The 14,942-nt window shown below is 35.6% G+C and carries 12 protein-coding genes; 7 read left to right on the top strand and 5 right to left on the bottom strand.

Annotation, left to right across the window (positions count from 1 at the left end):
- On the bottom strand, positions 1–2,234 hold a 2,234-nt coding region (locus AB1444_14880; protein ID MEW6527938.1), incomplete at its 3' end, for a sodium-translocating pyrophosphatase.
- 146 nt (positions 2,235–2,380) lie between these two features.
- On the opposite strand from AB1444_14880, the gene AB1444_14875 reads away from it, so the two are divergent.
- The 3 genes from AB1444_14875 (at position 2,381) to AB1444_14865 (ending at position 4,935) form a co-directional block, all read left to right on the top strand.
- Positions 2,381–3,313: a hemolysin family protein gene (locus AB1444_14875; GenBank protein ID MEW6527937.1), complete on the top strand. Its 933-nt coding sequence runs from the start codon at positions 2,381–2,383 to the stop codon at positions 3,311–3,313.
- Positions 3,314–3,319: 6 nt separating this feature from the next.
- On the top strand, positions 3,320–4,063 hold the full coding sequence (gene recO / locus AB1444_14870) for a DNA repair protein RecO (GenBank protein ID MEW6527936.1): 744 nt from the start codon (positions 3,320–3,322) through the stop codon (positions 4,061–4,063).
- Positions 4,064–4,164: 101 nt separating this feature from the next.
- Positions 4,165–4,935, top strand: coding sequence for a hypothetical protein (locus AB1444_14865; protein ID MEW6527935.1), 771 nt, complete (start codon positions 4,165–4,167; stop codon positions 4,933–4,935).
- A gap of 74 nt (positions 4,936–5,009) precedes the next feature.
- On the opposite strand, the gene AB1444_14860 is transcribed toward AB1444_14865, so the two are convergent.
- From AB1444_14860 to AB1444_14850, 3 genes are all read right to left on the bottom strand, one after another.
- Positions 5,010–5,960 (bottom strand): electron transfer flavoprotein subunit alpha/FixB family protein, encoded by a 951-nt coding sequence (locus AB1444_14860; protein MEW6527934.1) that lies wholly within the window; start codon positions 5,958–5,960, stop codon positions 5,010–5,012.
- 11 nt (positions 5,961–5,971) lie between these two features.
- A complete protein-coding gene (locus AB1444_14855) occupies positions 5,972–6,760 on the bottom strand; it encodes an electron transfer flavoprotein subunit beta/FixA family protein (protein ID MEW6527933.1) in 789 nt (262 codons plus the stop codon).
- Between the two features lie 172 nt (positions 6,761–6,932).
- The gene (locus AB1444_14850) at positions 6,933–8,927 is read right to left on the bottom strand and encodes a tetratricopeptide repeat protein (protein ID MEW6527932.1); all 1,995 of its coding nucleotides are present in this window, start codon (positions 8,925–8,927) and stop codon (positions 6,933–6,935) included.
- Between the two features lie 107 nt (positions 8,928–9,034).
- Here AB1444_14850 and mltG point away from each other — a divergent pair, with 107 nt between their 5' ends.
- The 4 genes from mltG to AB1444_14830 all read left to right on the top strand — a co-directional run bounded on the left by mltG (position 9,035) and on the right by AB1444_14830 (position 14,461).
- Positions 9,035–10,045, top strand: coding sequence for an endolytic transglycosylase MltG (mltG, locus tag AB1444_14845; protein MEW6527931.1), 1,011 nt, complete (start codon positions 9,035–9,037; stop codon positions 10,043–10,045).
- Positions 10,017–11,231: a peptidase U32 family protein gene (locus AB1444_14840; GenBank protein MEW6527930.1), complete on the top strand. Its 1,215-nt coding sequence runs from the start codon at positions 10,017–10,019 to the stop codon at positions 11,229–11,231. Before mltG ends, AB1444_14840 begins: the two co-directional genes overlap by 29 nt.
- Positions 11,232–11,262: 31 nt before the next feature.
- Positions 11,263–12,510, top strand: a complete 1,248-nt coding sequence (hisS, locus tag AB1444_14835; protein ID MEW6527929.1) for a histidine--tRNA ligase — start codon at positions 11,263–11,265, stop codon at positions 12,508–12,510.
- A gap of 118 nt (positions 12,511–12,628) precedes the next feature.
- Positions 12,629–14,461, top strand: coding sequence for a hypothetical protein (locus AB1444_14830; GenBank protein ID MEW6527928.1), 1,833 nt, complete (start codon positions 12,629–12,631; stop codon positions 14,459–14,461).
- A 58-nt stretch (positions 14,462–14,519) separates the two neighbouring features.
- On the opposite strand, the gene AB1444_14825 is transcribed toward AB1444_14830, so the two are convergent.
- Positions 14,520–14,789 carry an FmdB family zinc ribbon protein gene (locus AB1444_14825; GenBank protein ID MEW6527927.1) on the bottom strand — a complete coding sequence of 90 codons (270 nt, stop codon included), beginning with the start codon at positions 14,787–14,789 and terminating at the stop codon, positions 14,520–14,522.
- Positions 14,790–14,942 lie beyond the last annotated feature (153 nt).

Below are 14,942 nucleotides of genomic sequence, written 5' to 3'. Positions count from 1 at the left end.
TTGAATGGGTCACCAACAGTGTCACCAATAACACCAGCTTTATGTGCATCAGAACCTTTTCCACCATAGTTACCCTTTTCAATAAATTTCTTGGCATTGTCCCAAGCACCACCAGCATTGTTAAGCATACATGCCAGTGAGAAGCCTGCAGCAAGAGCCCCGGCCAGAACACCGGTTGTACCGGCAACTCCCAGCAGTAAACCAGCAGCTATAGGAACAATTAAAGCCAGCATTGATGGAAGAATCATCTTCTTCTGTGCACCAGCAGTTGAGATCATAACGCACCGTGCGTAATCTGGCTTCTGTGTTCCCTTCAAAATACCAGGGAATTCTTTGAACTGACGACGAACTTCTTCAACCATAGCACCTGCAGCCCTCCCAACTGCTTTAATAGTCAGAGCTGAGATAACAAATGCCATCATTGCTCCAAGGAACAAGCCACACAGAACCATTGGGTTAAGCAGTGTTATATCATATGCACGTACAAAATCAGCAATTGTTGCATGTTTAATCAAAACATTGTTTAAATCTGCTGTGATGTTTTCTGGCATAAAATTATAAAATTTAACAGATCCTACCTGGAAGAAACCTTCGGCACTTCGTGCAGCATATTTACTTACCCACATTTTAACTTCTTCAATGTAAGCTGCAATAAGAGCCATTGCAGTAAGAGCAGCAGAACCAATAGCAAAACCTTTACCAATAGCAGCAGTAGTATTTCCTAACATATCTAAAGCATCGGTTTTGGTTCTTACTTCTTTGCCCAAACCGCTCATTTCTGCATTACCACCTGCATTGTCAGCAATTGGACCATAGGCGTCTGTTGCAAGTGTAATTCCAAGGGTTGAAAGCATACCAACGGCAGCAAATGCAATACCATATAATCCTTTGGATACTGCTTCAGGTTCTGAACCAAATCCACCAGCAAGGCCAAATGCAGCTAAGATACCCAAAACAATGGTAAGAACAGGGATACCAGCAGAAAGCATACCGGTTGAAATACCATCAAGTATTCCTGTTGCAGGACCCATTGTATGCTGCTTTGCTATTCCCTGAGTTGGTGAATAGTCATCTGCGGTATAGTATTCAGTTGATTTACCAATAATTAAACCAGCAATTAATCCCGCTATAGAAGAACCAAAAACACCCCATGATATGATCTTCACATGTGCTAAAATAGCTAATGCAATAATCAGAAGGAATGAGCTTCCCCATACACCACGGTTAAGAGCCTTGAGCAGAGTTTTCATTGAAGCATCTTCTTCGGTTCTTACAAAGAAGATACCAATAACAGAGAAAAGAATTCCAAGGCCTGCAACAATCATAGGAGCAATAACTGCATTAATGTTTTCCATACCAACAAGTGGCAATGCAGCACCTAAAGCAGCGGTTGAAAGTATTGAACCGCAGTATGATTCATACAGGTCAGCACCCATACCAGCAACGTCACCAACGTTGTCGCCAACGTTATCAGCAATTGTTGCAGGGTTGCGAGGGTCGTCTTCAGGAATTCCTGCTTCTACTTTACCAACCAGGTCAGCTCCTACGTCTGCAGCTTTGGTATAAATACCACCACCTACACGAGCAAACAGTGCCTGAGTAGAAGCACCAAGACCAAAAGTAATCATTGTTGTCGTAATTTCTACCAGTTTACCATGCTTGAAAGCTTCATTAGTAAGCAATGAAGCATCAAATGACTGCCCTGCAGTCAAAATACCTATTTTTTGAGCTAATGCCTGGCTGAATCCCATGATATTATTATCATAAACCCAGTTGAGAACAATGTACCATAAAGAAATGTCAAGAAGACCAAAACCTACAACTACTAAACCCATAACTGCACCCGAACGGAATGCAACCTGTAATCCTTTGTTTAAGGATTCTTTGGCACCTTGCGCTGTTCGTGATGATGCATGGGTAGCAGTATTCATCCCCAGAAAACCACATAAACCGGAGAAGAAACCACCAGTCAGGAATGCAAATGGTACAAATGGATTCTGGATCCCATAATACGCAAGAACAGACAATAAAATTACCAGAATCACGAATACCAAAGAGACCACCTTGTACTGTTGCCTTAAATAAGCAAAAGCCCCTTCACGTACAGCCTGTGCAATTTCGATCATTTTTTCATTCCCTTTATCTGCTTTCATCATCATCTTATAGAAGATATAAGCAAATAAAAGAGCAATGATCGACCCAACAGGGGCTATCCAAAAAAGCATACTATCCATAGGGCCACTCCTTTTTATTAATATTTTAAATAATTGTAAAACAATTAAAAATAGTAAAGTGCTCTTTTGTTGTCTAAAAAAAAGAAATACCGTTTATTGTCAAGTGTATTTTGAAATTAAAAAATCCCATTATCGGCTGATAATAAATGAATGTAAAAAATCAAATTGACAATTTGCCAATTAAAATAATACTATGCTGTATTATAAGAAAAGGAGGTAAAATAATACTATTCACTATGGCTTCGGATGAGCAAAAGCCCAAAAAAACTAAAAATAATAATATAGTATATTTATTGAAACAAAAAATCTTCAAATTTATCTATAAAAAAAATATAACAGTGCCAGTTGATAAGTTAGCCATCCAGAAACAGGAAATGATTCAGGGCATTTTAAGCCTTTCCACAAAGAATGTACGGGAAGTCATGATACCCCGAGTAGATATTAATGCAGTTGAGGATTCTATCCAGTTAAAAGAACTGGTAAAGCGTGTTATTGACGAAGGTCATTCACGGATACCTGTATATTCAGGAACTATCGACAATATTACTGGCATTTTGTATGTTAAAGATCTTATGCCGTTTATTATCGACAGGCGAATGAAATTTACTATAAAGAAGCTTTTGCACAAGCCATATTTTGTACCCGAAACAATGCCGCTGGATGAACTGCTGCTTCAGTTTCAAAAGCAAAATTTGCATTTAGCGATAGTTGTTGATGAATATGGTGGAGTTGCTGGCATTGTAACACTAGAAGATATCCTTGAAGAAATTGTTGGTGAAATACGCGATGAATTTGACGAGGATGAAATCCCTGAGATACAGACAATTTCAAAAAATACCTGGGAGGTTGATTCACGGTTATCAATATCAGATTTTAATGAACATACTGGTTGCACTATACCTGATCAGGAATTTGATACAATAGGTGGCTTTGTGTTTGACCTTTTTGGAAAAATTCCTCACAAGGATGAACAAATAAAATATAATAATATAACATTTAAAATAAAAGATATACAGGGTACTCGCATTGGCAGGATTATTGTCACATTAACTCCGCAAAAAAATTCTGATACTAATTAAAATCCAATGGAAATCATTAAATCAGAAGGAATAGTATTAAAAAAAATTCCTATTCTGGAAGCAGACGTTGCAGATATTATATATACACAAAACCATGGTAAACGGACATTTATATTTAAAGGAATCAAAAAAACAAAACGGCGCAGTCAGGCTGCAATAGAACCTGGTAGTGTTGTGCACCTTGTATATTATTACAATGAACAAAAAGCCATGTTTCATGTAAAGGAATTTTCACTTTTACTGGATACAGTATCAATAAGAGATAATTATCAGGCGATGATCACGCTTTTTTTATTACTGGAGGTTGTTGAAAAAACCACTGGTCACAATGACCCTAATAGTACAATATATAAACTTTTAAAGGGAGCTATTGAAACATTACCTAAAATCAATGCATATACTTTACTTGCACTTTCATTCATCATTCATTATTTAAAACTATCGGGTATTATGCCTGATTATTTACGTTGTTCACTTTGTCATAAAGAAATTACTGATGACCTGTATTTGACTGAATATCAACTTACTGCGTATTGCAATCAATGTGCTCCCAACAATGCTTTTGTGTTTAAGGCAGCCGCTCCATTAATTTATGAAATATTGACTAAAAAATTTTTGAATATTAAAACTGATTTATACAACACATCAGATATACAAAAACTTCTTTTCCATACATTATTATTTATAGACCATTATTTTAACATACATATAAAAACAAAAGAATTGCTATTTAATACTACTAAATTATAATTCATACTATATAATATTTATATAAAAATATTATTGACATATAGTGCTATTAATAAATAATTTGTATACAATTAATACTAACTTTTATAGGAGGGTGTTTTATGTTTAAGCGGTTTTTTATTATAGTTGCTATTATGGCAGTATCCAGTTTTCTGGTACAGCCGGGGTATGCATGTTTTGATACATTTTTATTCCTGCACCATAAATCAATGGTGTATCCAACAGGTTATTTTGCTGCAGATGTATTGGGTGAATATTCATTCAATGATACTGATGCTCCTGATCAGGACTCATATTTTACCAATTACAGTATGTATTATGGATTAGCCGAAAGAGTTTCAGTTCAATTTGGCTTAACTCAGGCAGAAACTACCCGTGCTGAAAACAAATACTCAACAGAATCATGGTCGGTCAGAGGTGTATTTAATACTATCCGTACAAACAGTGGTAATTATTTTATGGACCTGGTTGCAGAGCATCATACCGGAGTAGATATTGATGAAAATATGGCACATTTTTCTATACCAAATCTTTTTTACCTATCAAATTTTATTGTTGTGATCCACCCAGTATATGAACTGACCTATAGTAAAAATGATAGAGAACATACATTTGGTGGGCATGGTGGATTGTTCTATAATATTAACAATATCGGTATCATAGGTATTGGTGGGGAATTTGCATCTGCACAATCAAGTAGTGCGTTAGGGAAGCGTTTTACAGAAGGTGAGGCAGCAGCAAGCCTTTTTATTGGATTTAACTTAGGGAATATATATTTTCAGAATGAGTTTGCTAAAGGTTTAAATAATTCAAGGGATTTTGGTTTTGCAGCAACTCTAAAATTCTTCTTTAACACAGGCATGAGCATATAAACAGGTGTGAGTATATAAATTAAAAAAGGCACGGCAAATGAACCGTGCCTTTTTTAATATTATTTTCCTATCAATTACAGCTGTTCCATAATCGCAGGAATTACTTCAAAAAGATCACCCACGATACCATAGGTAGCAATATTAAAAATAGGTGCTTCAGGGTCCTTGTTAATGGCAACAATTACCTTGGAACCTTTCATACCAGCTACGTGCTGAATAGCACCTGAAATACCGCAAGCTATATAAAGATCTGGAGTAACAGTTTTTCCCGACTGACCTACCTGACGTGCAGCGTCTGTCCAGCCAGCATCAACAACAGGACGAGATGCAGCATATTCGCCACCAAGCTTTTTGGCAAAATTTACGATGATATCGTTATATTTATCCTTTTCCTTTGTTCCTCGTCCACCAGATACTATGATCTTGGCCTGCGAAATGTCAACTGAGCCAGCCATAGTTTCAACAAACTGTTTAAATTTTCTTCGTGGTTCAGGTATAGAAGCTGATACTGCCGTAACTGAACCTGCACCGCCAGCAGCTTCTTTTTCAAATGCACCTTTTTCAAAAGTAGCTACAAATTTATCAGTTTTTACTGAACGCTGTTCTTGTATTTTACCATTATAGGTGTTACGTGTAAATACAACAGCGCCACCCTGCACTTCAAATTTGTTACAGTTTGTAACTATACCGCAGCCTAAATTCAATGCCAATTTAGCGGCATAATCAGTACCATCGTAGGTATGGGGTACTAACACACCCTTTACATCCTGTGCTTCTATCACTGCCTTAGCAGCAGCAACATACGTATCAGCACTATAAACTTCAAGTTTGGGATCTACTACTGCAAATACTTCTGGAATATACTGAGCAACTTCCTTTGCCAAACTGTCATCTTTATAGAATACTGCAGCAGCAGGGGATGCACCCATTGCAGATGCTAATGCCTTAGCGGCTTTGCAAAGTTCTAATGTAGCATCGCTTATTTTTCCGTTTCTTTGTTCTGCTATTACTAATATACGTGCCATTGTGTACCCCCTTATATCACTTTTGCTTCATTGCGTAATTTTTCAACAAGCTTGGCAGCAGCGGTTTTTGGATCACCTTCAATAATTTCAGCCTTATGGTCTGATACCGGGAAGAACATCTTAACAAATTTTGTCCTTGAACCAGCATCACCAACAGCAGCTACTCCTAAATCTGCAGCCTTCTTAACATCAAGTCTTTTCTTCTTAGCTTTCATAATACCAGGAAGGGTTGGATACCGTGGCTGATTAATACCTGACTGAATTGTAAGAACTGCAGGCATTGGCATTTCCAGTACTTCGTTCAATCCACCTTCAAGCTCACGGTTAACGGTCATTGATTTGCCATCACCACCAACTTCAATTTTTACAACATTTGTACAGTGTGGCAAGCCAAGCATATCAGCAATCATAACACCGGTGACTGCTGCCTGGTCATCTTCGGCCTGAACACCGGTCAATACCAGGTCAACACCGCCCAAGCTTTCAACAGCTTTGCACAGTGCTGATGCTACCACAAAATTGTCACCTGCATCAACCTGCTCATCCTGAATCTGAATACCCCAGTCGCCACCCATTGCAAATGCCTGACGAATTTCTTTTGATGCTCGCTCGGGGCCTGCAGAAATGATAATTACTTCACCACCAAATTTCTCTTTCAGTTGCAGCGCAGCCTCAACAGCATATTCATCAAAATCATTCATCTTGAAAGCAATCTGGGATTCGTCGATCTTACTGTCGCCAATAATTTTGAATTTGGATTCCATATCTGGAACCTGCTTAACTAAGACAGCTATCTTCATAGTCCCACTCCCTTTTATAAAATTTTATGCAAAAAAATTAGAATAAGCCCATTTGTGCACAATGGTATAAATTGCATTTTATATGTCAAGATTTATTAGTATATTTCATTATATAAATTTTATATACACTAAATTATATAGTTTATATTGAAAAAATGATGTGTTACTGTTTTTATTTTATCTTTTTTGCTCGGCGTTTTGAAACAGGATATACTTCCTGTCCTTTTGAAAGAAGGTCAATATCTTTGGGGTTAAAAGGTTTGGCTAAAAGTACCCTTGTATCAATTTCTTTGACCTGTAATATGACTTTTTTTCGAGGTTTTTCGGAATCAATGGTGTCTTCATTATCTACAAATGTTTCAAGAATGCTGTCTTTTTCAATACCATCAATACTGCCTAAATTAACTGTCACCATATCATCTGAGTAAGACTGAATTCTGCCCCAGTATGGAATGGTGCTATATAAATTTTTAGCTATATTCAGAGATATCGTTTGCAAAGAGTGTTTGGTATTGTCAGATTCGTTATAGTGGGCAATAACTACTCCAGTTTTTACATCCATTAATTTTGCATCAACTTCTATGTATTTGCCCGACAATGTATATTCTCCATATACTATATATGATATCTGGGGAAGTTCATGTGAATTAATTTTATCATTGGGTACATTTAAAATATCATCTAAATTGTTTGATGGAAATTCTTTAATAATTTCTTGTCGTTGTGTTAAAGGAAAATTTCTATATCTACCAAATTGACCCATGGCAAAGTTGATTGAATTAGCTATAACAGATCCTGCATCAACAAATGCAGGTACTGCAACATCTGGTGTAAAATTAAGCACCAGCACCAGTGGAACATCACGTGACAATTCTTCTTTATCATAGCCTAAACGGAAAAACAGCTTGTCCCTTCGCTTCATCACAGCAATACTCATCATGTCCTGTGTTTTTTGTGTGGGGTTTAATGTATGCATTTTTTTAATTTCATCATAGTAAAGCTCATAATAATCCAGTGTTTCATATATACGCATTAACTCCTGACGTGCGGTGGTATTATTGGGGTTCATTGCCAATGATAAACGCACAAACAGCATTGATAAATCGGGAAATCCTTTTTTCCGCAGTTCCTGTGATGAAGTAAAATCATCATTACTGCTCTGTATTCTAATAGGATGCCCTATCTTAATGTGTTCCAGTAAACTTAACTGCCGCATCTTCATCGCAATGAGGCTATTAAGGTTATCTTTAGATAGAGCTTTCTGGTAATATGATAGCGATTGGTTTATATCGCCTTTGTATTCATACATTAAGCCTAAATTATACAGGATTTCATTGCTGACAATGTTTGGATAGTGAGTAACTATCGCATCATAATACGTAATTGCATTTTGATAATCCCCCTGAACAAATAGCAAATAACCCATATCACGATTTGCTTGCAGATGTGTTTTGTTTATAATTAATGCTTTTTGCAATTCATTGGCAGCCTGATTTAAATATGCTTTATCGCCAGAATAATAATATTTAAGATACAGTAGCTCCGCTAATTTAACAAAAGCGTCAGGGTATGTTTCCCGTGCATCTATGGCTTTTTTAACAAGTTCAATTGCTTCATCAAAGCGTTTGTCTTTTGCCTTTATATCAGCAAACAGTAGCAGTGCATCGTAGTAATATGGATCATTTTGCAAAATCCTGTTAAGCATGCGTTTTGCCCATAGCATTTTACCCATTTTATAGTACAGGTATGCCATTCCATACCGCGACTCATTATTGGTGTACGATAGTTCATTTAAGGTATCGTAGATTTTCATTGCTTCACGGTAGCGGCCTAAACCAGTATATGCTTTTGCCATACCTAATAGTGCTTGTTCATTATTGGGATATAGTTTTAGCACCGCATCAAATAATTTAACAGATTCAGTATAGCCTTCAGTGTGCAGATATGCGTAACCCAATCCTAATAATGATTCTTTATATTTTGGGTTTTGGGCAAGGGCATTTTGAAACGCAACAATTGCCGAAAATGCATTGCCCGTTTCCAGGTTTTCCCAACCCTTTTTATTATAATAAATAGCATTTTTTTGCTGCAGCTTTACTGGTTCCTGTCCGTAAAGAACAACACAGCAAAAAAGAAAAAGTAGTATAGCGATATTTTTTCTGCGCATTAGTTTTTTAATTGATAAAATAGTATTTGTAAAAACAAAAGTTATTAGATAGCAACTAAGCTTGTAAAGTCAACAAAATATTTATTTTGGTGCAAATCAGGGAAATAATGAAGAAAACAAAAGCAACTGCACTATCGCTAATTATAGTATGTATTTTTATGGCAACCGTATTCAGGTTTTTTAACAGCCCTCCGCAAAACATGCAAGGTGAAACTATTACTGTACGACCAGGTGCCAATCTTTATCAGGTTGCATATTTTCTTAAATCCAGGAACATTATAACCAGCGCTTCGTTTTTCTACATCATGGGGCGCATCCTGAATGCTACTGATGTCAAAGCAGGTAACTATCGTATCTATGATGGCGAATCCAGCTTTTCAATATTGATAAAAATAACAAGGGGAAAATTTGTAACTAAGAGAATAACAATTCCTGAAGGATACACCATATATGATATTGCTAGAGTATTGGCTGCAAATGATATATGCACAGAAGGTGATTTTTTATATTGGGCTCAGTCACCGTCATTTTTAGCAACGTTAGGAATACGTGCCTCAAGTGCTGAAGGATATTTATTTCCCGATACATACGTAATACCTGAGAATACTGATCCACGTGATATCATATTGCGCCTGGTAAACCAAACAAAAAAGGTGATCCATGATATTCAAGAATCCATAGAAGTACAATATTCAAACCTTCACACTATACTGACTGTAGCATCCCTGGTTGAAAAAGAGGCAAAAATAAACAGTGAGCGCCCGTTAATAGCTGCAGTATTTTATAACAGACTTCAATTAAAAATGAAATTGGATTGCGATTCTACCATACAGTATGGATTAAAAAAATTTGGTAAACGGCTTACGTATGATGATTTAGATTCGGATACTCCATATAATACCTATAGATATACGGGATTGCCCCCAACGCCAATATGTAATCCCGGGAAACGTTCAATACTTGCAGCTTTGAATCCGGCACAAGTACCGTATTTGTTTTTTGTTGCTCGCAATGACGGTTCGCACTATTTTTCAAAAACACTATCTGAGCATAACAAAGCTGTTGATTTTTATCAAAAAGGTATACGGAATGGCTTTAAAGACAGACAAAAAAATTGAGCTGGTTGCACCTGCCGGCAATTTAGAAAAACTCAAAGCAGCAGTGCATTACGGTGCAGATGCGGTATATTTTGGTGGTCAGCAGTTTAACTTACGAGCAACCACAAAAAATTTTTCAATACCTGAAATAGAACAGGCGGTAGCGTATGCCCACGAACATAACGTAAAGGCAATATTTTTACTAAATGCTTTTTTGCATGAGTGTGATATACCTTTCGTTACTGAATACATACAACACATAAAACACATTCCATTTGATGCAATCATGATTTCTGATCCAGGAATGGCATTACTGGTGAAAGAAAATATACAAGTTCCTCTGCATCTTTCTACGCAGATGTCAACCTTAAACCACTTAGCAGTAAAATTTTGGGCATTGCAAGGTATATCACGTATTGTGCTAGCAAGAGAAACCACACTTGAAGAAATTAAGCAAATACGCCAGCATACCGATATTGAGCTGGAAATTTTTTGCCATGGTGCTCTGTGCATTTCATATTCAGGCAGGTGCTTGCTCAGCCGCTATCTTTCAGGCCGCGATGCCAATCAGGGCAACTGCTCACATCCCTGCCGGTGGAAATATTCACTGGTTGAAGAAAAGCGGCCAGGCAATCATCTGGATATCATTGAATATGCACATGGGACTGAGATTCTTTCCTCAAAAGATTTGTGTTTAATCAACAGGATACCCGATTATATTAACGCAGGTGTAAACGCATTCAAAATAGAAGGCAGAATGAAATCACTGTACTATACAGCCAATGTAACGCGTATCTACAGGCACGCAATTGATACGTTTTTAAATGGTGGCGATAGTAACCAATATAAGAATTTTTGGCAAAATGAACTTGATCTAGTTAGTCACAGACCATATACTGATGACCTTTTTAATGAGTTTGATAATAGCAGCTTTGACGGTATTCCATACATCAAAAAAACATTATTTATGGGATATTGTATTGATCAGCAAAAAAACCTTGTTAAAGTATTCAACCCTATATACAAAGGCGATAGTTACGATGCACTATATCCTATTGTACATAATCAGATACACGATTCCCCGATAACAGTTGTCGATATTGTAGTGGATGGTACCTCAGTACCAATGGCACAACCCAATACCATAGCAACAATTATATTTGACAAACCTTTACGTCAATGGGCAATTTTACGCAAACGACTATAATTCTTTTTTAATTTTTCTGGAGGAAACTGTAATGATTCAAAAGCCACCAGGTGTAGAAGATATACTTCCTGACAGGACACCAAAATTTAATCATATAGTTAATACTGCAAAGGAAGTATTCAGGCTATATAATTACCGTGAAGTTATTTTACCAATAATGGAATATACAGAAGTTTTTGCCCGTGGTATAGGAGACGGTACAGATATTGTAACTAAAGAGATGTTTACCTTTGAAGACCGTGGTGGTAGAAGTTTGACCTTACGTCCTGAAGGCACTGCTTCCATGGTACGTGCTTATGTAGAAAACGGTGAATATAACAGACTGGCTTTATGTAAGTTTTTTTATTACGGACCAATGTTCAGAGCTGAACGACCTCAAAAAGGTAGACTGCGCCAGTTTAATCAGTTTGGAGCTGAACTATTTGGCAGTGACAACCCATGGTATGATTTTGAGGTCATATCATTAATGAATGAGATAACTCTGAGATTGGGAATAACAGAATATACTTTGCTAATAAATTCTATTGGATGTCCAGAGTGTCGCAAACCCTATATAGGTGAGTTATTTAAGTATTATTCCGAACATGAAGATGATCTTTGTGAAGATTGTAAAAAACGGTTACACACAAATCCATTGCGACTACTGGATTGTAAAGTTGAAGGATGCATAGCATTAAAACAGAATGCACCAAAAATTACACAATTTTTATGTCAATCGTGTAAACAACACTTTAGCCAAACAAGCGATTTACTTGAAAAACATTCCATTAACTATATTCATGACCCGCTTCTGGTACGAGGTTTAGATTATTACACAAAAACAACATTTGAGTTTGTTACTACAAAATTGGGTGGTCAAAATGCCTTCGCAGCAGGAGGTCGATATAATAATTTAGTTGAATTGTTTGGTGGGAAACCTACTCCCGCTGTTGGATTTGCTGCAGGAATTGAACGCATTGAATTGTTACTGGAACAATTATCTGTAACAGAAAAACTTGACGTATACATTGCATATTCTGGCGACAATGCACTACCTGTTGTTATGCAGATAGCAGAAGAATTACGAAAGAATAATATTTCGTGTGATTTTGACCCTGCGGCAAAAGGTTTTAAAACACAGTTTAAGCGGGCTGATCGTGAAAATGCCCAATTTTCATTGATTTGTGGTGAAGATGAACTGGCAAATAATTGTGCAACTATAAAAGACATGCACTCAGGAGATCAGGTGAGCGTAAAACAAGAGTCAATTATTTCTTTCTTACTGGAAAAATTAACTTAATAAAATACTTTACTTATTTTCAATATATTATATTTATTATATTTATTATATTTAAATAAGACATAGGTACATTAAATAATAATGACTGGTTTAAAATTACAGATGTTTATAGTATACTATGAATATTGAAAATAAAGCACAGCGTTTCCCTTTTATTCAGGGACTACTGGCTAAAGAATCATATGTATATGATATTCTGGCAGAAATAGTTCGTATGCAGGAACTATCGCTCCCTGATGGCAAACGGGAAATGGCAACAATGCAATTTTTGCAATCTTCGCGAAATATCCCCATCCCATTTACAACCTCCAGAAATAATCAAATAAATTATTTGATTACACAGTTGCTCAATTCATATCCTGATCATGTAAAAAAACTTATAACATTCACTTTTTCTGTGGATGAGAAGACAAAGAAGCTTGATATCAATGAAAAAGAAGAGTATTGCGTAGATATTCATGATGAAGAATTTAATCGCTTACAGTCAATTCGGGATGAGATTTCTAAACAAAATTTACTAACACTTTTAAAACAATACCGCCTATTTAATCTTTCAAAGCTTATAAAAAAATCAATAAATAAAAACGATCTTAACAGAATAATAAAATCAGAGTTAGGAAATTCTATATTTACGTTTAAACATTTCACAATTGATAAAAATCATATTGAATTAGCCGAGGATTATTGTTTTCATGCTGACAACTATCAAGCTGTTAAATCAACACTCAATTTTAAGACATTTAAAAACATCATAGCACAGCATGCTGATATGATTTTGCGTAGATTAAAGAAATTTGGTATTATATCGTATGATTTCAGTGATTATCGTGATGCTAAATTAGACTATATTTTTAATGTGCTGCTAGATGATTTGGCTTCATTATTGACAGAAACTGATTTAGCTGAGGTAAAAAATTTGCAGGCTTTTAGAAACTGTTTATTAAAAGTAGATTCATTGCTTGATCCAGTTGATGCATTTAATAATGATATTGTCACATTGATACGCGAGCATAAAATATGTTTACAGGATGATATTATAAGCACAATACCAGAAATTGATGAAACACTGATTGAAAAATGGCGTGAATCAAATTATCGGAAAACTGCAAAAATAGTAGCTTACAATGATTCAGAAAATGAACAATGGTATTATGTTGATGGTCCTGTATTTATAAATTACCTTTCTGATTTAAATCAATTAATGTATTATCAAAAAGAGAAGTTTGAAAAGCTTGGTTACCTTGAAAAAGAAAAGCTGAAAAGAAATTATACTATTCTTATTAAAATTGCAGAGACATTCATTAATGACAATGTTGATGAACTTACTTTAAATCAAGAGCAAAAAGAAATTTTGCAAAAAATTCTTGATAATTATAAAAATCAAAAAAAAGAAACTGAAACATCAACTCAAATACCAGTTAATAAACAAATTAAACAAAAGAAATCATTGATTTCACGTATTATTGAAGCTATACTTTCTGTGTTTAGAAGAAAAAAAATAATTAAACCAATTGCACAAGCACAGGTTTTTTCATCACCGGTACATCAACTCAGCAAGCAGGCCAGGAACCTTTATGATACTATAAGTTCAATAAACAGAAATATAATTGCATTATCTGAGGTTATGGATATAACCGATGAAAATGAATCGCAAGTTACTGAAATAATTGAAGAACTACGAGATACCGGTTTAAAGATTGTTATACCAATATATAATGCCCGTAGAGTGCTTTATCCACATCGCAGCCAAAAATTACTGATACCCGATATAGAATATATTTTAGTTTCACCTGTTGTAATTCGCTCGTATGATGCAATTAAAGAATTCTGTGATTCGCTTGTTGGGAAAAAATTAAATGGTGAGATTATACCATCATCAGGTATTATCGCAATAGAGAAGTACCTCCACACTCTCTATCGACAGAAAAGAAATCTAATGATGAAAAAATAATACCATATAATAAGTGTATACCCACTGCATTATGCAGTAGATATACACTCATTTTTATTTAATCCAAATCTGCTCCGCATGACCCTGATTCACAGGTTGCACATGCTGGCTCTGTAGAAGTTGATTTAGCAGTTTTGCCATTGCCATTATTTTTATAATCAGTTACATAAAAACCTGAGCCTTTAAAGATAATTCCTGCACCAGAACCAATTAAACGCCTAACTTCTCCCCCACATTTTGAACAGGTTTTTACTGGTTCATCTTTTATAGACTGAAATATTTCAAATTTATCATTACAAGAGGTACATACATATTCATAGGTAGGCATTATCACCCTCCTTATTAAGCATATAAATTGCAACTTTATTCAAAGAAATGAATAGTATATATTTTATAATAAATATAAATAATTTTCATTAATTATTCATATAATATGGAAATTTGAACAAAATAAAAAATATTGTACACCCCCGCCGCCTCC

The sequence above is a fragment of the Spirochaetota bacterium genome, assembly GCA_040756435.1.
Lineage (GTDB): Bacteria > Spirochaetota > UBA4802 > UBA4802 > UB4802 > UBA4802.
Note: the sequence above shows the minus strand (reverse complement) of the source record. Positions and strands in the feature narration are given on the sequence as shown.

What these genes read in the sequence shown, in the direction of transcription:
- AB1444_14855 (MEW6527933.1), bottom strand. Translation starts at nt 6,760, where the DNA reads ATGAAGATAGCTGTCTTAGTTAAGCAGGTTCCAGATATGGAATCCAAA.
- recO (MEW6527936.1), top strand. Translation starts at nt 3,320, where the DNA reads ATGGAAATCATTAAATCAGAAGGAATAGTATTAAAAAAAATTCCTATT.
- AB1444_14830 (MEW6527928.1), top strand. Translation starts at nt 12,629, where the DNA reads ATGAATATTGAAAATAAAGCACAGCGTTTCCCTTTTATTCAGGGACTA.
- AB1444_14875 (MEW6527937.1), top strand. Translation starts at nt 2,381, where the DNA reads ATGAATGTAAAAAATCAAATTGACAATTTGCCAATTAAAATAATACTA.
- AB1444_14825 (MEW6527927.1), bottom strand. Translation starts at nt 14,789, where the DNA reads ATGCCTACCTATGAATATGTATGTACCTCTTGTAATGATAAATTTGAA.
- AB1444_14850 (MEW6527932.1), bottom strand. Translation starts at nt 8,927, where the DNA reads ATGCGCAGAAAAAATATCGCTATACTACTTTTTCTTTTTTGCTGTGTT.
- mltG (MEW6527931.1), top strand. Translation starts at nt 9,035, where the DNA reads ATGAAGAAAACAAAAGCAACTGCACTATCGCTAATTATAGTATGTATT.
- AB1444_14860 (MEW6527934.1), bottom strand. Translation starts at nt 5,960, where the DNA reads ATGGCACGTATATTAGTAATAGCAGAACAAAGAAACGGAAAAATAAGC.
- AB1444_14840 (MEW6527930.1), top strand. Translation starts at nt 10,017, where the DNA reads ATGGCTTTAAAGACAGACAAAAAAATTGAGCTGGTTGCACCTGCCGGC.
- hisS (MEW6527929.1), top strand. Translation starts at nt 11,263, where the DNA reads ATGATTCAAAAGCCACCAGGTGTAGAAGATATACTTCCTGACAGGACA.
- AB1444_14865 (MEW6527935.1), top strand. Translation starts at nt 4,165, where the DNA reads ATGTTTAAGCGGTTTTTTATTATAGTTGCTATTATGGCAGTATCCAGT.